This window comes from Rhizobium sp. 05L419 (assembly GCF_056397845.1).
The window spans coordinates 127,765-149,462 of sequence record NZ_JBFTOF010000015.1; the positions used below are offsets into that span (position 1 = coordinate 127,765).

Genomic DNA, 21,698 nt, shown 5'->3' on the forward strand with positions numbered 1-21,698 from the left:
AGGGAGAAGAATGCCATGCCTACGCTCGCACGTGTCAAGGAACGCGCTGAAGAACAGTCGATCTGCATGACCCCGGATCAGCAGAGCACGATCCGCACGCTCGCCAACGATCTGCATCGCCTGAACCAGTCTGTCATGAAGGCTGTCGATGCCGGTGTTTCGGTCGAGATCGTGCGCTCGGCCCGCCACCATGGCGGCAACGGCAACTGGGGCGACCTGCTAATCCCGGTCATCATAGCAGGTAAAAACTGAGCTGCGCTGGGCGTCGCCGTTGCGGCGGCGCCTTCTTCATCGTCTGGCTGAGCGCTTGCCGGCAATCAGGTCTGCGTAGCTCTTCAAAAGCTTCGTCATTCGATCGGCAACGGCGCGGATTTCTGGCCTGTGCCGGTCTTCATTGTTCATGACGATCCATTGCCGGTGGCGCAGTTCCGGCAACTCGTCACCAAGCCGCTGCAGCTCCGGATCAAGATCGCCGACGAAACAGGGCAGCACGGCCTTGCCTGCTCCGGCGCGCACCAATTCTGGCAACGAGCGCGGCCGGTTGACCGTTGCGACGATCGATCCCGATGCATGGTGGTGAGGCCAGCGCAGATAATTGGAGATCGCATCGTCCTCGCTCACGGCGATCCACCGCTCTTCCGTCTCGTCGCTATTGCGCCTCACATAGATCGCGTAGGCGACCTCACCCAGCAGGCGTGCGGCGAGATTGCTCTCATCGGGTTCGAAAGCGCGAATGCCGATATCGGTTTCCCGATAATTCAGATTGGCGCGCGCCTCGCCGACCGCAAGGGAAACGGCGAAACTATCGCCCGGCTTGCGAATTGCCGCGAAATTCTCGGTCAGCAGCCATGCAACCCAGGTGCCGGCAGCAATCCGGACGGTCGCCCCAATCGTGCTTGCCTGACGCCACGCATCGACTCTGCGTGCCGCGGCTTCCATGTCCTGCAGGTGATCCAGCAGCGTCTGTCCGTCCGGCGTCAGGCGGTAGCCGGTCTGGCTGCGCGAGAACAGCGCACGACCGATCTCCTGCTCCAGGTCGAGCATGCGACGACCGATCGTCGCCGGGCTGAGCCCGCTGGACGCACTCGCGCCCGTCAGCCCGCCCAGACGGGAGACCTGCAGGAAAAGCTGGAAGGAATCCCATTGCGTATTTTTCATCAATGAAAAACATAGCCCGGTTTTCTCTGTTTATGAAGCACATTTTGATGAATATCTAAAGCGATGTCTCGACCACTTATGAAAGGACATCGACATGCTCGATACCATGGCAATCGCGCTTGCACTGGATCTGATTCATGGCAGCCGAGATCGACGATCCCCCGCGGCGGAAGACGAATTCTACCGAAGCGTCGGGCGCTCATGTCTGGTGCACATCGCCGCGCGATTGCTGTCGATGCCAATCGCAAATCGGCGGCGCCCTCTTCACTATCGGAAACCAAACGCCCGCTCAGGCAGCGCTCCGAATGCGACCCTGCGCTGCGGCGCGAACGGCATCAATGCGGAATTGCCGGATCAGCGCAATGAGTGCAACGCTCCTGCCACGGACCAACCAGCGGCATCTCCGAAAATGAAAACGGCCCCGCGATACGGAGCCGTCGTCTGATCTCGATTGCGGATCGCGTCAGGCAGCGCGATAGAGTGTGCCCTGAACCTCGCCATCGATCTTGAACTGACGGATCAGCGTCAACAGCGCATCCGCTTCGTTTGCAAGCTCGCGGCTGGCCGCCGTGGTCTCTTCGACCATTGCGGCATTCTGCTGGGTCATCTGGTCCATCTGATTGACGGTCGCATTGACTTCCTGCAGGGCGCCGGACTGGTCCTGGCTCGCGCGGGCGATCATCTCGACGTGCTGGCTGATCGTGACGATCTGGGCGCTAATCTTCGCCAGAACCGTCCCTGTCTCCTGCACGAACTGCGAACCGGAACTGACTTCCGTGGTCGACTTGTTGATAAGACCCTTTATCTCCTGCGCGGCAGCGGCGGACCGCTGCGCCAGTTCACGGACTTCCATGGCGACGACGGCGAAGCCCTTGCCGGCGTCACCAGCCCGTGCCGCCTCGATGCCGGCATTAAGCGCCAGCAGGTTGGTCTGGAAGGCGATTTCATCGATCACGCCGATGATCTGTTCGATCTGGCGCGATGCATCCTCAATGCGGCCCATGGCGTCGATCGCGTTCTTGACAACGGTTCCGGAGTCGTCTGCGCTGCGCTTGGCCTGGCGAACGATCTGGTCGGCATCCTTGGCCCGTTCGGCCGACGAGCGGACCGTAACGGTGATCTGCTCGACAGCAGCGGCGGTTTCCTCCAGCGAAGCAGCCTGCTGTTCGGTCCGCTTCGACAGGTCCTCAGCAGAGTGGGCCATCTGGTTGCCGTTGCCCTGTATCATCTCCACGTTGTCGCGGATCTGACTCATGGTCACCTGCAGACGCATCATTGAGCCATTGAAATCCTGACGAAGTTGTTCGAGGCGGCCGATGAAGGGCGTGTCGATCGTCGTCGAGATATCGCCCTGCGACATGCGCTCGAGGCCGGAGGCAAGAGCGTTGACGGCAAACTCGATCTGACGGTCCATCTCACGCTTTTCGGCATCGTTGCGCTGGCGCTCATGCTCGGTGGCGACGCGCTCTTCCTCGCTCTGCTCTTCGATGCGGATCTTCGAAATGGCATTTTCCTTGAAGATACCAAGCGCACGCGCCATGTCGCCGATTTCGTCGTGACGCTGCTCGCCGGAGATGCCGGTATCCAGCGCGCCATCGGCGATGCGGCGCATGGCCGCCGTAATCTGACCGATCGGACGCTGGAGCGTCAGGACAAGCGCGATGCCGCCCACGATCGACAGCAGGATGCCGAGACCGGTGGTCAGTACCGAAATTCCGTTCGCCTGGGTACGTTCGGCGCCTGCGGTCTGCTTCTGCAGCTCTGCAAAGGAGGTCAGCTGGCCCCAAACGGCATCGAGCTTGTCCCGCGCAGAGGCATAGTCGGCGACACGCTGGTCGATCGTCTGAACGAGGCTCAGCGCATCCTTGTCCATGGAGGCAAGTGCCGGCGACATCGCCGCAACGATATCCTCGGCAAAATTCATGCCCTTGGCGCTGGCAAGCAGCGTGTTCATACTGGTTCCGAGCGTGGCAATTGTCTGATGCAGGCGACCGCGGTTGTCCTTGCTCGGCTTGGCGACGAATTCGCCAAGGACGAGCTGCAGAGAGTAGATCGCGCTTTCGAGCCGGCGTGTGTCTTCCAGTACCGAGTTTGCCTGTGCGATGCGGCTGTCGAGCGTGACGAAGGTTGTCGTTGCCTCGCGCATCATCTGCGTTGCCGTCAGCTGGGTGTAGGTCGACATCTGGCGGAAGCGCGAGACGAGCCGACCGAGATTGGCGATTGCTTCGTCGGTACCGGCGTCGGCAGCCGTCGCCTGCGCCTTTACATCGCTGATCGTCTGCGACAGCGACTGGGTCATGCTCTTCTGGTTCTGCGGAACAGAGATTTCGATCAGACGCTGCGCCTTGGCAATCGCGGGGAGCGCGTCGGTGACGACCTTGAGCTTGTCGGCAGGCACCTGCGCCTTGCTGAAGTCACCCATGATGGTGGCAAGCGTGTCGCCGCCCTTGAGGAGCCGGTCGGCTGCACGCAGGGTCGCCGTCGCATTGCTCTCATCGTTGCGGATGTTCTCCTGAAGCTTCTGTGCATCGTAATTGACGTTGAAGCGGCTGGTAATTATCACCTTCTGAGCATCGCCGATTGACGCCTGAAGAGCGAGCTCCTGCTCATGCAAGGTCCAGAGCTTGCCCACCATATCGGAGATGCCTGTGGTGCCATCTGCTGCGGCCTGGAGATGCTCGCCGCCGGCATTGTCGCCAATCTGCTTCAGCGTAGCGTTTAGCGTATCTTGCTGTGCCGAGATGTCGCTGTAGAGCTTGTCGCGTGCGTCCTGGCTGGTGATCCGCAGGAAGTCGTCCATGGAACCGTAAAGATCCTTGAAACCGCTCAGCGATTGAAGGACGCTGTTGGAGATCTCCATTCGCCCCTGCAGTAGGCCCGAGGCATAAAGGCCCGTCAGGCCGACCGCGGAAATGCTCACAACGAAGGGCAGCACAAAGATCAGGACCTTGGTCTTGATTTTGAAGCGGGAAAGAATCTTATCAATCAACATGGCGGTTCCGGCCTTCCATACACCACTCCTCCTACCGGCTGCCTGAAGCGCCGGCTGAGTGCATCGAGCTGTTTTTTGGAACAATGGGAATCTCGAGCGTGCACCCGGACGGCAATCATTGCCACTTCGCTCCACGCGCATGACGGAAGCGCCCATAAATCATCTGCCAACTGTTGCAGAGGAGGTGTTAATTTTCGGATAAGCGTATGTGGCCGAAACCGACATTCAAATCGATTTATTCGACAGGTCAGGCGCGAGGCGGCGGCATTTGGCAGCCGACTCTCTCGGTCTTTGGGAACGCTTTCAGAACACTCGCGCTACAAGGAGCGCGATCATTGCGGCCGAAGCGCTGGCAGCAAGGACGAGATAGCGGATTGCGACAAGTTTGCTGTCAGGCTTGACCTGAGCAATTGCGATGGCGCGTCGTGTGTTTCTGTTCATCGGCAGAACCTCACTTCTCTCTGACACAACAATCCAACAAAATACTTTGCTGGTAAAGCATTATTTAGGAAGCCCTTTTCAGCTTGTCATTGAGACAGGATGGCGCACCCCAATTAAGAACTATTGAATCCTCCTGGCTGTTTTGTCCCTACAAAGATTCACCTGCGGCAAAACCCGAAGCCCAGGCCCACTGGAAGTTATAGCCGCCGAGCCAGCCCGTCACGTCCACGCATTCGCCGATGAAGTAGAGGCCGGCGACCTCCTTGGCCTGCATGGTGCGGGAATCGAGCGCCGTCGTGTCGATACCGCCGAGCGTGACCTCGGCGGTGCGGTAACCTTCCGAACCGGACGGCTTGACCTTCCAGTTCTGTGCCGCATCGGCCAGCCGTGCCAGAACCTTGTCCGAAAGGTCGGCCATGTTGCCGGTAACGGCTGTGCGTTCGGTCAGATATTGCGCCAGCCGCTTGGGAACGATCTCGCCCAGCGCGGTTTGGGCCGATTGCCTCCCGTTTGCCTGCTTTGCTGCCTTCAGGTGAGCCAGAAGATCGATGTCCGGCTCGATACCGACGGTGATCTCATCGCCTTCCCGCCAATAGGAAGAAATCTGCAGGATCGCCGGCCCGCTGAGGCCGCGATGGGTAACAAGCAATGCCTCGCGAAAAGCCGTCTTGCCATGGCGGATCTCGGCGGGCGCGGAAATGCCGGAAAGCGTCGCCAGGCTTTCAAGCATGGCATGATCAAGCGTGAGCGGCACGAGGCCGGGACGGGTCTCGATCAGGGACATTCCGAACTGTTCGGCCACGCGATAGGCAAAGCCCGTGGCACCCATCTTCGGTATCGACTTGCCGCCTGTTGCAATCACCAGGGATTCGCATTCGTAGGCGCCTTCCGGCGTCGATATGCGGAACCCGGTGGTGGTCTTTTCTATCTCGCCAATGTCGGTGCGCAAATGCAGCGCTGCGCCCGCACCCTTCATTTCATCGAGGAGCATCCGGATGATGTCCTTGGCGCTGTCGTCGCAGAACAGTTGGCCAAGTGTCTTTTCGTGCCAGGCGATCTTGTGCTGGTGGACCATGGCGATGAAATCGGAAGGGGTGAATCGCGCCAGCGCCGATTTGCAGAAATGCGGATTGGCCGAGAGAAAGCTCTTCGGCCCGGTGTGGATATTGGTGAAGTTGCACCTACCGCCGCCGGAGATCCGAATTTTCTCCCCGGGCGATCGCGCATGGTCGAGAACGACAACCGAGCGACCGCGCTTGGCAGCGCGAATGGCGCACATCATACCGGCTGCGCCCGCGCCGATGACGATTACATCGCTTTTCCGCTGCAAAATCGTTTCCCTTGCCGAAAGGCGTCTTCTTTTTTCCATCGGTGGGCGAAAGTCAACGTGCCCTCCCCTCGCCAATTGCCAAACTCCGGTTATTATGCCTTCAAGATCAACGCGAACCGGTGTGTCATGTCCCCAAAAAAGACGACGCTGAAGCCTGCCAGAAACGTGCCTGCCTCGAAGAAGAGCCCTCCGGACCCCGGATCCCTGCGCGGCGTGGCAAACTGGAAGGAAGCAGCTCAGTTCTTGAGGGCGCGCGGTATCGAGGACATCGAATGCATCACCCCCGACCTTGCGGGCGTGCCGCGCGGGAAGATGATGCCGAGCTCCAAGTTCACCTCGAACACGTCGCTCGCGCTGCCATCGGCCATCTACCGGCATACGATCTCCGGCGAGTATCCCGAAGAAACGGAGAGCTTCCGCTACGAGCCGCGCGACAGCGATCTCAAGCTCGTCCCCGATCTTTCGACACTCTCCGTCGTCCCCTGGGAAACCGATCCGACGGCGCAGGTGATCTGCGACATCGTCAGTGCCGATGGCGAGGAGGTCTCCTACACGCCCCGCAACGTCCTGAAGCGGATCATGAAGCTTTACAATGATCGCGGCTGGAAGCCGATCGTGGCGCCCGAGATCGAGTTCTATCTCGTGGCCAAGAACGATGACCCAGACTATCCCCTGCACCCGCCCAAGGGACGCTCGGGACGCTCGATCCTCGGCGGCCAGGGCTATTCGATTGCCGGCATCAACGAGTTCGACGAATTGATCGACGACATCTATCACTTCTCGGAAAAGCAGGGCCTGGAGATTGACACCCTGATCCACGAGGAAGGCCCGGCACAGCTCGAAATCAACCTTCGCCATGGCAACCCGATCGAGCTTGCCGACCAGGTGTTCCTGTTCAAGCGGACCATCCGCGAAGCGGCGATGAAGCACGGCATCTATGCGACGTTCATGGCAAAGCCGATGCAGGGCCAGCCCGGATCGGCCATGCATATCCACCAGTCGATCGTCAACGTGGAGACGGGGAAGAACATCTTCTCCAACCCGGACGGATCGCCGTCGCGCGAGTTCTTCCATTTCATCGGCGGCATGCAGAAATACGTGCCGAGCGCCCTGTCGATGCTGGCGCCCTACGTGAATTCCTATCGCCGCCTGACGCCTGACATGTCCTGCCCCGTCAACAATGCCTGGGGTTACGACAACCGCACGACGGCCTTCCGCGTGCCGGTCTCCGATCCGCAGGCGCGGCGCGTGGAAAACCGACTGCCGAGTTCCGATGCCAATCCCTACCTAGCGCTTGCGGCATCCCTCGCCTCCGGCCTGCTGGGCATCATGAAGGAGATCGAGCCGACGGCGCCGACCGAAGATGCCGCCAATGAAGGATCAATCGAACTGCCCCGCGGCCTGCTCGAAGCCGTTGCGCTCATGGAAGGCGAGCCAGCCTTCGAAGAGATGTTCGGCAGGGAGTTCATCGGCCTCTATGCCGGCGTCAAGCGTGGAGAGTTCGAGACCTTCATGCAGGTGATCAGCCCATGGGAGCGCGAGTTCCTGCTGCTGAACGTGTAAGGGGGCGCCATGACATCGCAGGAGACGTGGCAGAGCCCTATTGCGCCTGGTATTTCCCTTTATCAGGCAACAGTCGGCGAGCGCCCGACCTACCCGGCGCTCGACGGATCGAAGACATGCGACGTTGCCATCGTCGGCGGCGGCTACACCGGACTGCAGGCCGCCTATAATCTCGCCAAATCGGGTGTTTCCGTGGTGCTCATCGAAGGGTGCCGCTTCGGTGACGGCGCTTCCGGGCGCAATGGCGGCCAGCTCGGCACCGGTCAGCGCTGGTGGCCGGAAGAGATGGAGGAGAAGATCGGCTACGCCAGGTCGAAGGCGCTTTTCGACCTCGCAGAGTCCGCCAAGCGGCATCTGCTCGATTTCGCCACGGATCACCAGATCGACATCGACTTCGTGCCAGGGCAGATGAACGTCGCTCACAAGGAGAGTTACAAGCGCGCCTATGCCGAGAACGCGGAGATCGCCGCGCTCCGCTACGACTATCCGMATCTCAGGTTCATGGAGAGGCAGGAGACGCAGGAGCGCCTGGGGTCCAACCGCTATTTCTGCGGCGTTCGCGACACGGGCACGGGTCATATCCATCCGCTGAAGCTGCTCATCGGTCTGGCGCGCGTCGCGGCCAATGCCGGTGCCGAGATCTTCGAGATGACAAAGGCCACGGCGATCCGTCAGGACAGCGGCAAAGTGACGATCGAAACGCCGCGGGGACAGATCGTCGCCAGCAAAGCGCTGATCGCCTGCAACGCCTATATCGAAAACCTTGAGCCGGTGACGGCACGCCACGTCATGCCGATCCGGTCGTTCATTGGCGCCACCGCACCGCTCACCGACCGCCCGGATGTGCTATCGGGCGGGGAAGCGGTTGCCGATTCGCGTTTCGTGGTGCGCTATTTCCGTAAATCCAAGGATGGACGGCTGCTGTTCGGCGGTCGCGAGGCCTATACGGCCGACAACCCGCGCGACATATCGCGGCATATCCGCCGGCAGATTGCCGAGATCTACCCGGCACTTGGGAATGTCGAGATCACCCACGCCTGGGGTGGCTCCGTCGGCATTACCATGCCGCGTCAGCCGTTCGTGCGCGAGGTGATGAAGGGAGTGACCTCCATCGGCGGTTACTCCGGGCATGGCGTAATGCTGGCGAACTACTGCGGCAAGCTCTACGCCGACGCCGTGCTCGGAAAATCGGCGGATCTGGACCTCTTCAAATCGCTCGACGTGCCAGCATTTCCCGGCGGCGCGGCGATGCGCGCACCGCTGCTTTTCCTGGCGCTTTCGTGGTTTGCGCTGCGCGACAAGTTTTAGTCAGATTGCGGATTTCCTCGCGCGGCAATTCGATCTAAAACCAGTTCCCGACAGATTCATTGCAGCGCACACTGGCTTTTTTAAATCGATTAGATTAAACAGCCAATAACCAGTCTGATTGAGAGACATCCTCATGAGCAGCCAAATCATCCCTGTTGAACCCTTTGATTATGTCGTCTTYGGCGGCAGCGGCGACCTTGCCGAGCGCAAGTTGCTGCCGGCGCTATATCACCGTCAGATCGAGGGCCAGTTCACCGAGCCGACCCGCGTCATCGGCGCCTCCAGAAGCCCGCTGACCCATGACGAGTATCGCAAGTTCGCACAGGATGCCCTGAAAGAACATCTGAAGCCCGGCGAGTACGACGAAAAGGAAGTCGCGAAATTCCTCGAGCGACTGTTCTACGTCCCCGTCGACGCTCGCTCGGACGCCGGTTGGGACCAGCTGAAAAAGCTCCTCGACGAAGGCAAGGATCGCGTCCGCGCATTTTACCTCGCCGTCGCTCCCGGCATTTTCGGAGATATCTCACAGAAGATCCACGACCACAAGCTGATCACCAAGACGACACGCATCGTCGTCGAAAAGCCGATCGGCCGCGACCTCGCCTCCGCCCTGCAGCTCAACGACACGATCGGCAGGGTCTTCAAGGAAGAGCAAATCTTCCGCATCGATCACTATCTCGGCAAGGAAACGGTGCAAAACCTGATGGCGCTGCGCTTTGCCAACGCTCTCTACGAACCGCTGTGGAACGCCAACCATATCGACCACGTGCAGATCACCGTGGCAGAGTCCGTCGGCCTTGAAGGCCGTGCCGGCTACTACGACACCGCTGGCGCGCTGCGCGACATGGTGCAGAACCACATCCTGCAGCTCCTTTGCCTGGTAGCGATGGAAGTGCCGTCCTCCATGGATTCCGAAGCTGTTCGCGACGAGAAGCTGAAGGTGCTGCGCGCGCTGAAGCCGATCGACGCTTCGAACGTCGAGCAGAATTCCGTGCGCGGCCAGTATCGCGCTGGCGCCTCCGGCAATGGCCCGGTCAAGGGCTACCTCGAAGAGCTGGAAGGCGGCGTGTCCAACACCGAAACCTTCGTCGCCATCAAGGCCGAGATCGGCAACTGGCGCTGGGCCGGCGTTCCCTTCTACATCCGTACCGGCAAGCGTCTCGCCGGCCGCATGTCGGAAATCGTCATCACCTTCAAACCGATCCCGCACTCGGTCTTCGACCAGTCGGCCGGCCGCATCAACCAGAACCAGCTCATCATCCGGCTCCAGCCCGATGAAGGCGTCAAGCAGTCGCTGATGATCAAGGATCCGGGTCCGGGCGGCATGCGCCTGCGCAACGTTTCCCTCGACATGAGCTTTGCCGAAGCCTTCTCGGTTCGCAATCCGGATGCCTATGAGCGCCTGCTGATGGACGTCATCCGCTCGAACCAGACACTGTTCATGCGCCGCGACGAAGTGGAAGCGGCATGGCAGTGGGTGGATCCGATCCTCAAGGGCTGGGAATCGACCGGCCAGAAGGTTCAAGGCTACACCGCCGGCACCTGGGGACCGAGCCAGTCGATCGCGCTCATCGAGCGTGACGGTCGTACCTGGCACGACGATATCTGAGAGGGTTGAGAGCGATGGCAGCGACCATGCATGCTTTTGCCGACGCCGCGGAACTGGCGCACAACCTTGCAGACAAGGTCGCCGCATCGCTTTCGACGGCCATCACGACACGCGGGGCGGCTGCGATCGCCGTTTCCGGCGGCTCGACGCCGAAAGCCTTCTTTCAAGAGCTTTCGACGCGAGACTTAGACTGGAGCAAGGTGACGATCACGCTCGTTGACGAACGTTTCGTACCGGCAGACAATGAACGCTCCAATCACTTGCTGGTGGCGAGCAACCTGTTGCAAAATGCAGCGAAGGCGGCAACGTTCCAGCCGCTCTATCAGGCAGCCGGTTCGGTCGAGGAGGCCGCCGTGCTTGCAACTGCCGCGACGCAGGCAATCGGCAATCCGTTCGACGTCGTCATCCTGGGCATGGGCGGCGATGGCCATACGGCATCGTTCTTCCCCGGCGGCAGCAAACTGGGGGTTGCTCTCGACCCCAAGACACCGCGCGGCATCATCACGATGGAAGCCGACGGTGCCGGCGAACCGCGCCTGACCTACACGTTTTCCAGCCTTCAGGATGCCAGGCTTCTGGTGCTCCACATCGAGGGCGAGGGAAAGAAAGACGTGTTGGCGAAGGCGGAAGGCGCCGGCGATGAGGCTGACATGCCGATCCGTGCAATTCTGCGCCGGGCGGCCTCGCCGGTCGACATCTATTGGGCTCCGTAAGCAGCCCGGCACGCCGCCGGCGAACAGACAATTGAAGACTAGACAAAGGCAGGATCTCCCATGTCCGCTCACTCACGCATTGCTGCGATTACCTCTCGCATCGTCGAACGTTCGAAACCGACCCGCGGCCTCTATCTGGAGCGCCTGCGCAATGCGGCTTCCAAGGGCGTGAGCCGCTCGACGCTTGGCTGCGCAAACCTGGCCCATGGCTTCGCGGTCTGTTCCCCCACCGAGAAGGATGCACTTGCGGGCGACCGCGTGACCAACCTCGGCATCATCACTTCCTATAATGATATGCTTTCGGCGCACCAACCGTTCGAGACCTATCCGGCGATCATCCGCCAAGCCGCGGCAGAGGCCGGCGGCATCGCGCAGGTGGCGGGCGCAGTGCCGGCGATGTGTGACGGCGTGACCCAGGGCCAGCCGGGCATGGAGCTTTCGCTCTTCTCCCGCGACCTCATCGCCATGGCTGCCGGCGTCGGCCTGTCCCACAACATGTTCGATGCGGCACTCTTCCTCGGCGTCTGCGACAAAATCGTACCTGGCCTTTTCATTGCCGCCCTCTCCTTCGGGCACCTGCCCGCGATTTTCATTCCCGCCGGGCCGATGACGACGGGACTGCCGAACGACGAGAAATCGCGCGTTCGCCAGCTCTATGCGGAAGGCAAGGTCGGGCGCCCCGAGCTGCTGGTAGCGGAATCCAAGTCCTACCATGGTCCGGGTACCTGCACCTTCTACGGCACAGCCAATTCGAACCAGATGCTGATGGAGATCATGGGCTTCCATATGCCCGGCGCCTCCTTCGTCAATCCGGGGACACCGCTGCGCGAAGCCTTGACGCGCGAAGCCACAAAGCGCGCGCTTGCCATCACCGCGCAAGGCAATGAATTCACGCCGGCTGGCGAAATGATCGACGAGCGCTCGATCGTCAACGGCGTCGTCGGTCTGCATGCGACCGGCGGCTCGACGAACCACACGCTTCATCTCGTCGCCATGGCACGCGCCGGCGGCATCCAGCTGACCTGGCAGGACATTGCCGAGCTCTCGGAAATCGTGCCGCTCCTTGCTCGCGTCTATCCGAATGGGCTTGCTGACGTGAACCACTTCCACGCAGCCGGCGGCATGGGTTTCCTGATCAAGGAACTATTGAAGCACGGCCTGCTGCATGACGACGTTCGCACGGTCTTCGGCCAGGGCCTGCAGGCCTACACGATCGATCCGCGCCTCGGCGAAGATGGAAATGTCGCGCGCGAGCCCTCCCCCGAAAAGAGCGCCGACCCGAAGGTTCTCGCCAGCATCGAAACGCCTTTCCAGGCCAATGGCGGGCTGAAGATGCTGCGCGGCAATCTCGGCAAGGCGGTCATTAAGATCTCGGCAGTCAAGCCGGACCGCCACGTGATCGAGGCACCGGCGATCGTCTTCCACAGCCAGCAGGAGCTGCAGGACGCCTTCAAGGAAGGCAAGCTGAACAAGGATTTCATTGCCGTTGTTCGGTTCCAGGGTCCGAAGGCCAACGGCATGCCGGAGCTGCACAAGCTGACGCCGCCGCTCGGCGTGCTGCAGGACCGCGGCTTCCGCGTGGCGCTCCTGACCGATGGGCGGATGTCCGGAGCCTCGGGCAAGGTTCCCGCCGCGATCCACGTCACGCCGGAGGCCGTCGATGGCGGACCGATCGCGCGCATCAAGGACGGAGACATCATCCGCCTCGACGCGATTGCCGGCACGCTGGAGGTTCTGGTCGACGCCGCCGATTTGGCGGAACGCGAGGCCGTCGTGGCTGATCTGTCCGACAACGAGTTCGGGACGGGCCGCGAGCTGTTTGCGCCGTTCCGCCGTGCGGTCGGTGCATCCGATCGAGGAGCAAGCGTCCTCTTCCACTAAGGGATGCGATCGGCGGCAGATCGCCCTTCGACACCAAAAATCAAAGCCCGCGCGTCTCGGGCTTTCGCATTCAATGGTGGGCGAAGATCAGCCGCGGATGTCCAGCACGCGGTCGCGGTGCGCCGGATGGGTGCTGTAGACAAAGATCTTGTTAAGTTCCTTGTCCGTAAGCAGACGAAGGAAGCGGACTTCGATCGTATTGTTCGCATTCACGCGCATCAGCATGCAGCCAACCTTGGTGATGCGAGCGTCAGGGATATCCAGATAGAATTGCTTCGGCAGGCTGAACTGCGTGAGGATCGCAAGGACCGCGCTGCTCTGTGAAATACGTATGATGTCGCAGCGCCGGGATGCCATGTTCAGCACGCCCTTCTCGGTATACTCGATGCGCGCCGCGTTCATCGTGTCCTCCATCTTGAACCGCGCCTCGCGGTCATACATGAAGGATTCTTCTTTGTTTAGAAAGTGTCCAGAAGGCATTGGATTGAATGCAGCCACCGACGTCGTCCCCTAAGTAAGCACAGGGGAATCTTACCAATCGAACCTTTAACAGAAGGTGAGAAATGTTGCGATTTGGGCCGCTTTTGCAACCGACCCAAAAAAAGCTCATAGCTTATTTGCGGTAGGTGCGACCATCGGCATCGAACAGATGCAGTTTCGAACGGTCGGCCGAGAAATGCATCTTCTGACCCTTCCTGACATCGGTGATGCCGGGTAGCTTGACGATGATCGGTTCGCCCTGAACGAGACCCTCGATATAGAGCAATGTCACTTCACCCAACGCTTCCACAATCGACACTTCACCTTCGAAGAGGTAGTCGTCGGTCGCACCAGCGATGCGCAGGTCTTCCGGGCGAACGCCGAAGCTCGCCGTCTTGCCTTTTTCCGAAGCGGCGGTCGGGATGTCGAGCGTCACCGACTTGCCACCCGTGAGCGTGACCGTGGTGGTACTGCCGGCGTCGGTGATCATCGCCGGGATGACGTTCATGGCCGGCGAGCCGATGAATTTCGCGACGAACAGATTGGCTGGACGTTCATAGAGTTCGAGCGGCGCGCCGACCTGCTCGATATTGCCGGCCGACAACACCACGATACGGTCGGCAAGCGTCATTGCCTCGACCTGATCGTGGGTAACGTAGATCATCGTGGTATCGGCCATCTGCTCATTCAGGCGAGCGATCTCGATGCGGGTCGCAACGCGAAGCGCTGCATCGAGGTTGGATAGAGGCTCGTCGAACAGGAAGACTTTCGGATTGCGGCAGATGGCTCGGCCGATGGCAACACGCTGGCGCTGGCCGCCCGAGAGCGCCTTCGGCAGCCGGTCGAGATACATGCCAAGCTGAAGGCTGTCGGCCGCGGCGCGGACACGGCGATCGATTTCCTGCTTGTTTTCGCCGGCGATCTTCATGCCGAACGCCATGTTGTCGTAAACGGTCATGTGCGGGTAGAGCGCATAGGACTGGAAGACCATGGCAATGCCACGCTTGGAAGGCGGCACGTCGTTGACCAGCTGGCCGTCGATATACATATCGCCGCCCGTAATGTTCTCGAGGCCGGCGATCATGCGCAGCAGCGTGGACTTGCCGCAGCCCGACGGACCGACGAAAACAACGAATTCGCCCTCCTTGATCTCCAGATCGATGCCGTGGAGCACGTCCACGGAACCGTAGGATTTGCGAATATCCCTGAGCGTCAGTCCAGTCATTGGTTCCTCCTCCAGAAGTGCTTATGCGAGACGAGCGAAATACGCTCCCCAGGCCGGAACATCGATCTTCTCGCCATAGTTATTGCTGACGAAGCCATGGCCCGTCAACGCCTGCCAGTCGCCCGCCGGCAAAACCACGTTGCCTTCGACGGCGCCTATGTTGAACACGCAAAGGAGTTTCTCGTTGCCATGTTCCCGCGCGAAAACGAGCATGTCGCCCTGCGGCTCCATGAATTCGATTTCGCCCTTGGCAAAGGCCGGATGCTGCTTGCGGAAAGCGAGGAAGCGCCGGTAATGCTCAAGCACAGAGCTCTCGTCGCCCTGCTGGACACTGACGGCCCTCAGGATGTGTTCGACGGGGACCGGCAGCCAGGGTTTCACGGTCGAAAAGCCGCCCTGGGCGACCTGAGAGTCCCAAACCATCGGTGTCCGGCAGCCGTCGCGCCCCTTGAATTCCGGCCAGAACTGAATGCCGTAGGGATCCTGCAGATCCTCATAGGCGAGGTCCGCTTCGGTCAAGCCGAGTTCTTCGCCCTGATAGAGGCAGACCGAACCGCGGAGCGTCATCAGCAGCGAGGCAAATTGCTTGGTGAAGGCGTCGCGATCGGCAACCAGCGAACCCCAACGGCTGACGTGGCGCATGACGTCATGGTTCGAGAAGGCCCAGCAGGCCCAGCCGTCGGGCGCAGCAGCCGCGAAGTCTTCCATGACCTCTTCGACGCGTTCCGGCGATAGCGGATCGGGCGCCAGGAACTCGAAGGCATAGCACATATGCATCTTGTCGTTGCCTGAGGTGTATTCCCCGACGATCTCAAGACCGCGCTGGCTGTCGCCGACTTCGCCGACTGCGGCGATCGCCGGAAACTCTTCGAGAACAGCGCGGAAGCGCTTCAGGAAGGCAATGTTTTCCGGGCGGTTCTTGTCGTAGAGGTGTTCCTGGAAGTTATAGGGGTTCACGGCCGGTGCGGTCGATGCGTTTCGGCGCTCAGGTGCCAGCGCCGGGTTGTCGCGTAGCTGTTGGTCGTGGAAATAGAAATTGATGGTGTCGAGGCGGAAGCCGTCGACGCCGCGCTTCAGCCAGAACCGTACCACATCGAGCAGGCGATCCTGCACTTCCGGATTGTGCAGGTTCATATCCGGCTGAGACGTCAGGAAGTTGTGCATGTAGTACTGCATGCGCGTCGGATCCCACGCCCATGCGGAACCGCCGAAGATCGACAGCCAGTTGTTTGGCGGCGTGCCATCCGGCTTGGAATCGGCCCAGACGTACCAATCCGCTTTCGCATTCGTCTTGCTGGAGCGGCTTTCGACAAACCAGGGATGCTGGTCGGAGCTGTGCGAGATGACAAGATCGATCATCACGCGAATGCCGAGGCGATGTGCCTCTGCAATCAGCGAGTCGAAATCCACCAGCGTGCCGAAGATCGAATCGACATTCTCGTAGTCGGAGACGTCGTAGCCGAAATCGCGCATCGGCGAGGTGAAGAATGGCGAGATCCAGATCGCGTCTACGCCAAGGGCTGCGACGTGCGGCAGGCGGGCGGTGATGCCCTTCAGGTCGCCGATGCCGTCACCGTTGGAATCCTGGAAGGAGCGCGGATAGATCTGATAGATCACCGCGCCACGCCACCAGTCCTTGTCAGCCGTCAAAATGGATTGGGATGCCATGCTCATATCTGGTCCTGTTGAGTTTAGTCTTGGGGTTCTTCAGCCGCCCTTGACCGAGCCCGAGAGCAGACCACGCACCAGATAACGCTGCAAGGCGAAGAACACGAGCAACGGTACGATGATGGTGATGAACGCCGAGGCCGTCAGGATTTCCCAGTTGCCACCACGCGAGCCGAGCAGCGCATTCAAGGCGCCGGTCAGCACGAGATGATCCCTGTCTGTGCCGAGGAAGACCATGGCGACAAGCAGGTCGTTCCACACCCACAGGAACTGGAAGATCGCGAAGGACGCGAGTGCGGGGAAGGATAAGGGCAAAACGATGCGGGTAAAGATTTCGAACTCGCTGGCGCCATCGACACGCGCGGATTCGATAATCTCCCTCGGCAGCCCCGCAATGTACGAGCGGAGCAGGTAGATGGCGAGCGGCATGCCGAAGGCGGTGTGCGCGAGCCAGATGCCGGGATAGGTCTTCGACGGCGCGTCGAGCAGCGAGCCGACCTGATTGTAGAGGCGCAGAAGTGGGATCAGCGACATCTGCAACGGCACGACGATGAGGCCGACGACGAGCGCAATCAACAGCGCGCGGCCTGGAAATTCCATCCAGCTCAAAGCATAGGCTGCGAAGGCCGCGATGAGGATCGGAATGATCGTTGCCGGGATCGTGACCGTCAACGAGTTGATGAAGGACTGGCCGATGCCCTCGCCTGTCAGAACCGTCTTGTAGTTCTGCAGAGTGAATTCCGGTGGGGTCGCGACGGACACGTAGACGCGCCGACCGCCGTCGTCCGGCCCGAAGGCGGCATTCTTCACGTAGCGATAGCTGCCATCGTCGTTGACAAGCAGCGAGACGCCATCGCCGAGATCAGCGGTTTCGCCGGCCTTGTAGGCGGCCGGCTGCGCGACGCGGGTGCCGAACGCCTTGATGGAACGACCTTCCTGGCCCTGCAGAACATTTCCGGCGATGACATAGACAGCGCCATCCTGCGTCTGCTGATCGGGCTGGCCGAGGCGAGATGCGACGGTTCGCGACGAACCGGCAAAGGCGGTCCACCAGCCGGAAACGACGATCTGATCCTTGTCACGCAACGCACTGACGAAGATGCCGAGCGTCGGAATGAGCCAGATGACGACGATGACGAGAACGGTAAAGTGAACGAGGAGACGGGCCGGGCCGATCTTGAAGAAGTTTCCTGACAAGGTCATCTCAGTGTCCTCCCAGCTCGCGATTGGCGCGACGAACGTTCCAGACCATGATCGGCGTCACGGCCAGCATGATGATGAGCGCGATGACCGCGCTTCGCCCGGAATCGCCGCCCCCGCGGAACATCCAATTGAACATCAGGTTGGCGAGAACCATCGTATCCCACTGACCATTGGTCATAGTCAGCACGATATCGAACACTTTGAGGACCAGAATGGTGATGGTCGTCCAGACGACGGCGATGGTACCCCAGACCTGCGGCACCATGATCCGCCAGAAGATCTGCCAACCGTTTGCTCCGTCGATCACGGCCGCCTCGATCGTCTCTTCGGGAATGCCGCGAAGTGCGGCAGAGAGGATGACCATGGCAAAACCCGTCTGGATCCAGATGAGGATGATCATCAGGAAGAAATTGTTCCAGAAGGGTACCGAGATCCACACCTGCGGCGAGCCGCCGAAGAGCTGGACGATCGCGTTCAGCAGGCCAATCTGGGTGTCGTTGCCGCCGCGATACTCGTAGATGAACTTCCAGATGACGGAGGCGCCGACGAAGGAAATCGCCATCGGCATGAACACGATGCTTTTTGCGATGTTGCCCCACCAGATACGATCGGTCATGACCGCGATGACGAGGCCGAAGAAGGTGCAGGCGGCCGGGACGACGGCAAGCCAGAGGATGTTGTTGAAGATCGACTGACGGAATTCGCGATCGGTCAAAGCCCACTTGTAATTGGAGAGACCGACGAACTCGACACCCGAGCGATCATAGAATGACAGGATCAGCGTCGCGATCACGGGATAGACGAGATAGACGACGAGAAGAAACAGCGCGGGAAAGAGAAACAGCCACGGTCGGATGACCGAACGGCGGTTCAGATTCTGCGAAGCGGTGCGGATGTCGCCATCACGCACCGGCAACGCCAGATCCAGGAGCTTGTTCGAGAAATAAAAATAGGCCGAGCATGCGAACACCGCTACGACCACGACCCCCAAAGCGGAAACTATCTGCGATAGCATTCATCCCTCCCCTGCTACCCTTGTCTATTCAGGGCTAAACGCCGGCCTGTGCCCATTTTTCATGTCACTTTGGCGCATAAGGCGGCGATGGCCGGACGCCCCCATGAGCATCCGGCCAGCATTGCGACCATGCCGCCGAGACCGGCGGCATGGATTCAGGCGATGTTACTTGATGCCGTCCCAGGCGCTCTGGATTTCCTTGGCGGTGTCTTGCGCAGACTTGCCACCGACGAAATCAACCATCCCCGTCCAGAATGCGCCCGCGCCGATCTTGCCCGGCATCAGGTCGGAACCGTCGAAGCGGAAGGTCGTTGCGGTCGTCAGGATTTCGCCTTCACGCTTCATCTGATCATTGGCGTATGCAGCCGTGTTGACACCCTTGTAAGGGGTCAGGAAGCTAGACTGAGCCATCCAGACTTCATGTGCGATCGGCGTCTTCAGGAAATCGACGAAAGCGCGAGCCGTCTTCGAGTCCTTTGCGATGGTGACGAGCGTGCCGGCGCCCAGAACCGGCTTGCCGAGTTCAGGATGCGAGGCGAAGGTCGGCATGTAGAAGAAGTCGGCGTCCTGGCCGAGCTTCGTGCCTTCCGGGAAGAAGGACGGGATGAACGACGCCTGATGATGCATGTAGCACTTCGGCGGGACGGCGAAGAGGCCCTTCGGGCTGTCGCGGAAGTCGGTTGAAGCAACGGCCTTCACGCCGCCGTCGACATACTTCTCATTCTTCGCGATCTTGCCGAACTCGTCAATGACGGCAACGACGGCCGGATCATCGAACTTCAATTCGTTCGTCGTCCACTTGTCGTAGGCTTCCGGCGGCTGCATGCGCAGCATGAGATCTTCGATCCAGTCGGTTGCCGGCCAGCCGGTTGCGCCGCCCGAACCCAGCCCGATGCACCACGGAACGCCGCCGTCCTTGACGATCTGATCCGTCAGGGCCTGCAGTTCTTCCATTGTGGTGGGGACCTTGTAGCCCGCTTCCTTGAAATTCTCGGGCACAAACCAGACCAGCGACTTTACGTCGGCCTTGTATGGGAAAGCGTAGAATGCTTCCTTGCCGTCCTTGCCCTTATAGGTGCCGTAACCCACCCAGCTGTCGCCGGCGCCGTAGTTGTCCTTGACCCACTTGGAGTTATCGTCGCCCAGCGGCGCAAGGAAGCCCTTGCTGGCGAGATCGGCCAAGAGGCCGGGCTGCGGCAGGATCGCGATATTCGGCGGCGAGCCGGCCTGCGTATCGATGACGATCTGCTGCTCATAGTTCTCCGACGACGAATACTTGGCATCAACGCCCGTCGCTTCGGTGAAGTAGGCGAGAATGCTGCGGAAAAATGCCTCGTCTTCGCCGCGCCACGGCCCAAAGATCGTCAGCGGCTCGCCCTTGAGATCGGCGTGAGCAGCCTTGAACTCGTCGTAGCTCTTCCAGTTGAACTTGGAATCTTCGCCCGGGGCAAACTTAAGATCGGCGGCAGATGCAGCACCGCCCAGAAGCGCCGCCATGGCAACGCCCATCAAAAACGTCTTTCTCATGTGATCAACCTCCCATCACAATCCCATCCACGCTTTGCAATCGTTCAAATGCAAAATCCCAAAGCGCTTTGACTACTCACTCATCTCACTCTCGGCAGAAAAGAGTCAAGCCATTTCGCAGAAACCGCTAAATCACGACCGAATATCGCATGGCAGCAACGCCTGGACCGAATATGGAGCGATTTTTCTTGAGTCAAGCGGCGCAGCTGTTACATAATTAAAAGCGCTTTGGATGCCATTGGGAGATGGGCCTCCAAGGCGGTGGAGGAAACATAGCACGTGAATCTCAAACAGCTATCGGAATTGCTGGGGCTGTCGCAGACGACGGTGAGCCGCGCGTTGAACGGTTACCCCGAGGTCAACGAGGCGACGCGCGAGCGTGTGCTGCAGGCCGTCAAGGAAACCGGCTACCGGCCGAACAAGGCGGCGCAACGGCTTGCCACCGGCAAGGCAGGGTCGATCGGGCTCGTCATGCCGACAGCGCCCGGCCACTATTCCGACGTCCATTTCGGTGAGTTCCTGACGGGGCTCGGAGAGGAAGCCGTGCGTCACGATTTCCACTTCGTCATCATGCCCGCCGATCCCGACGATGAGATCGGAGCATTGCGGCGGCTGGCGATCAGCGGCAATGTCGACGCGCTCTTCGTTGCCTACATGCGCGGCCACGACCCGCGGCTACCGCTTCTGCAATCGCTCTCCATGCCCTACCTGGTTCACGGACGGTCGTTCGGATCGGAGCCGGACTACCCATATCTCGACATCGACAACGAAGGCGCATTCTACGATGCGTCGAAGCTGCTGCTGCAGCTAGGGCACAGCCGGTTTGCCCTGATGAATGGGCCGGAGCACCTCGATTTCGCGATCAGACGCAAGAGGGGCGTGATTGCGGCCTTGGCGGAGCGCGGGCTGGAGCTTCCCGACATTTGCGTCAGTCACTCTTCGATGACGGACGAGCAAGGCCAGTTTGCCATGGAGCACTTCCTGCAGATGTCGGAGCCGCCGACGGCAATTCTCTGTTCAAGCACGGTGCTGGCGCTCGGCGCCATCCGCGCCGTCAATCAGGCCGGGCTAAAGCTTGGCGAAGACATTTCGCTGATTGCGCATGACGACGTGCTGCCGCACCTGAAGCCTGAAAACTTCTCGGTGCCGTTGACGACCACGCGTTCTTCGCTGCGCGCCGCGGGCGTTCGGATCGCGCAGCGCCTGATAGGGACGGTCAAGCAGGAAGGCCCCTATCCGGAGCAGGAACTGTGGAAGGCGGAACTGATCGTCAGAGCTTCGACGGGTGCCGCGCCACGCCTCGATCAGAACTTCGGCGGTGTCTGACCCGCTGATCGATGCGCGGCAATCACGGTATTGGCCATCAGCATGGCGATGGTCATCGGTCCGACACCGCCCGGAACCGGCGTAATCACGTCGGCGACACCGGCCGCTTCCAAAAAGGCGACATCGCCGACCAGACGTGTCTTTCCTTCACCCTTTTCCGGCGCCGGAATGCGGTTGATCCCGACATCGATGACCGTCGCCCCAGGCTTCAGCCAGTCTGCCTTCACCATTTCCGGGCGACCGACGGCAGCCACCAGAA

The 21,698-nt window shown here is 60.4% G+C and carries 17 protein-coding genes and 1 pseudogene; 7 read left to right on the forward strand and 11 right to left on the reverse strand.

The window, feature by feature from the left end; all coding sequences use genetic code 11:
* The first annotated feature begins 15 nt into the window (after nt 1–15).
* On the forward strand, nt 16–252 hold the full coding sequence (locus AC1DMK_RS19280; protein WP_477861119.1) for an SMc00767 family acetate metabolism repressor: 237 nt from the start codon (nt 16–18) through the stop codon (nt 250–252).
* A gap of 36 nt (nt 253–288) precedes the next feature.
* On the opposite strand, the gene AC1DMK_RS19285 is transcribed toward AC1DMK_RS19280, so the two are convergent.
* The 4 genes from AC1DMK_RS19285 to AC1DMK_RS19300 all read right to left on the reverse strand — a co-directional run bounded on the left by AC1DMK_RS19285 (nt 289) and on the right by AC1DMK_RS19300 (nt 5,960).
* A complete protein-coding gene (locus AC1DMK_RS19285; RefSeq protein WP_037067296.1) occupies nt 289–1,158 on the reverse strand; it encodes a LysR family transcriptional regulator in 870 nt (289 codons plus the stop codon).
* Between the two features lie 463 nt (nt 1,159–1,621).
* A complete protein-coding gene (locus tag AC1DMK_RS19290; RefSeq protein WP_037067282.1) occupies nt 1,622–4,150 on the reverse strand; it encodes a methyl-accepting chemotaxis protein in 2,529 nt (842 codons plus the stop codon).
* 303 nt (nt 4,151–4,453) lie between these two features.
* Nucleotides 4,454–4,591, reverse strand: coding sequence for a hypothetical protein (locus tag AC1DMK_RS19295; protein WP_196246813.1), 138 nt, complete (start codon nt 4,589–4,591; stop codon nt 4,454–4,456).
* Nucleotides 4,592–4,739: 148 nt separating this feature from the next.
* Nucleotides 4,740–5,960: a BaiN/RdsA family NAD(P)/FAD-dependent oxidoreductase gene (locus AC1DMK_RS19300; protein ID WP_477861122.1), complete on the reverse strand. Its 1,221-nt coding sequence runs from the start codon at nt 5,958–5,960 to the stop codon at nt 4,740–4,742.
* Nucleotides 5,961–6,047: 87 nt separating this feature from the next.
* Between AC1DMK_RS19300 and AC1DMK_RS19305 the strand changes: the two genes are divergently transcribed.
* From AC1DMK_RS19305 to edd, 5 genes are all read left to right on the forward strand, one after another.
* Nucleotides 6,048–7,484 carry a glutamine synthetase family protein gene (locus AC1DMK_RS19305; RefSeq protein ID WP_037067340.1) on the forward strand — a complete coding sequence of 479 codons (1,437 nt, stop codon included), beginning with the start codon at nt 6,048–6,050 and terminating at the stop codon, nt 7,482–7,484.
* Between the two features lie 9 nt (nt 7,485–7,493).
* Entirely contained in the window at nt 7,494–8,792 is a 1,299-nt protein-coding gene (locus tag AC1DMK_RS19310; protein ID WP_477861125.1) for an NAD(P)/FAD-dependent oxidoreductase, read from the forward strand.
* 133 nt (nt 8,793–8,925) lie between these two features.
* Complete coding sequence (gene zwf, locus AC1DMK_RS19315; protein WP_037067277.1) at nt 8,926–10,401, forward strand: glucose-6-phosphate dehydrogenase; 1,476 nt, start codon at nt 8,926–8,928, stop codon at nt 10,399–10,401.
* Between the two features lie 14 nt (nt 10,402–10,415).
* Nucleotides 10,416–11,114: a 6-phosphogluconolactonase gene (gene pgl / locus AC1DMK_RS19320; RefSeq protein WP_477861127.1), complete on the forward strand. Its 699-nt coding sequence runs from the start codon at nt 10,416–10,418 to the stop codon at nt 11,112–11,114.
* A 60-nt stretch (nt 11,115–11,174) separates the two neighbouring features.
* Complete coding sequence (gene edd / locus AC1DMK_RS19325) at nt 11,175–12,995, forward strand: phosphogluconate dehydratase (RefSeq protein WP_037067271.1); 1,821 nt, start codon at nt 11,175–11,177, stop codon at nt 12,993–12,995.
* A gap of 87 nt (nt 12,996–13,082) precedes the next feature.
* On the opposite strand, the gene AC1DMK_RS19330 is transcribed toward edd, so the two are convergent.
* From AC1DMK_RS19330 to AC1DMK_RS19355, 6 genes are all read right to left on the reverse strand, one after another.
* Complete coding sequence (locus tag AC1DMK_RS19330) at nt 13,083–13,436, reverse strand: hypothetical protein (protein WP_037067268.1); 354 nt, start codon at nt 13,434–13,436, stop codon at nt 13,083–13,085.
* 172 nt (nt 13,437–13,608) lie between these two features.
* On the reverse strand, nt 13,609–14,700 hold the full coding sequence (locus AC1DMK_RS19335) for a sn-glycerol-3-phosphate ABC transporter ATP-binding protein UgpC (protein ID WP_037067264.1): 1,092 nt from the start codon (nt 14,698–14,700) through the stop codon (nt 13,609–13,611).
* A gap of 21 nt (nt 14,701–14,721) precedes the next feature.
* Entirely contained in the window at nt 14,722–16,374 is a 1,653-nt protein-coding gene (bglA, locus tag AC1DMK_RS19340; RefSeq protein ID WP_477861129.1) for a beta-galactosidase BglA, read from the reverse strand.
* Nucleotides 16,375–16,407: 33 nt separating this feature from the next.
* The gene (locus tag AC1DMK_RS19345) at nt 16,408–17,571 is read right to left on the reverse strand and encodes a carbohydrate ABC transporter permease (RefSeq protein ID WP_037067260.1); all 1,164 of its coding nucleotides are present in this window, start codon (nt 17,569–17,571) and stop codon (nt 16,408–16,410) included.
* 1 nt (nt 17,572) lies between these two features.
* A complete protein-coding gene (locus AC1DMK_RS19350) occupies nt 17,573–18,586 on the reverse strand; it encodes a carbohydrate ABC transporter permease (RefSeq protein WP_477861131.1) in 1,014 nt (337 codons plus the stop codon).
* A 165-nt stretch (nt 18,587–18,751) separates the two neighbouring features.
* Complete coding sequence (locus AC1DMK_RS19355; RefSeq protein WP_477861133.1) at nt 18,752–20,113, reverse strand: ABC transporter substrate-binding protein; 1,362 nt, start codon at nt 20,111–20,113, stop codon at nt 18,752–18,754.
* A 279-nt stretch (nt 20,114–20,392) separates the two neighbouring features.
* On the opposite strand from AC1DMK_RS19355, the gene AC1DMK_RS19360 reads away from it, so the two are divergent.
* Nucleotides 20,393–21,439, forward strand: a complete 1,047-nt coding sequence (locus AC1DMK_RS19360; protein WP_477861135.1) for a substrate-binding domain-containing protein — start codon at nt 20,393–20,395, stop codon at nt 21,437–21,439.
* On the opposite strand, the pseudogene AC1DMK_RS19365 reads toward AC1DMK_RS19360, so the two are convergent.
* Nucleotides 21,418–21,698: pseudogene (locus AC1DMK_RS19365) on the reverse strand (bifunctional methylenetetrahydrofolate dehydrogenase/methenyltetrahydrofolate cyclohydrolase); the annotation flags it as partial. The gene AC1DMK_RS19360 and the pseudogene AC1DMK_RS19365 overlap by 22 nt on opposite strands.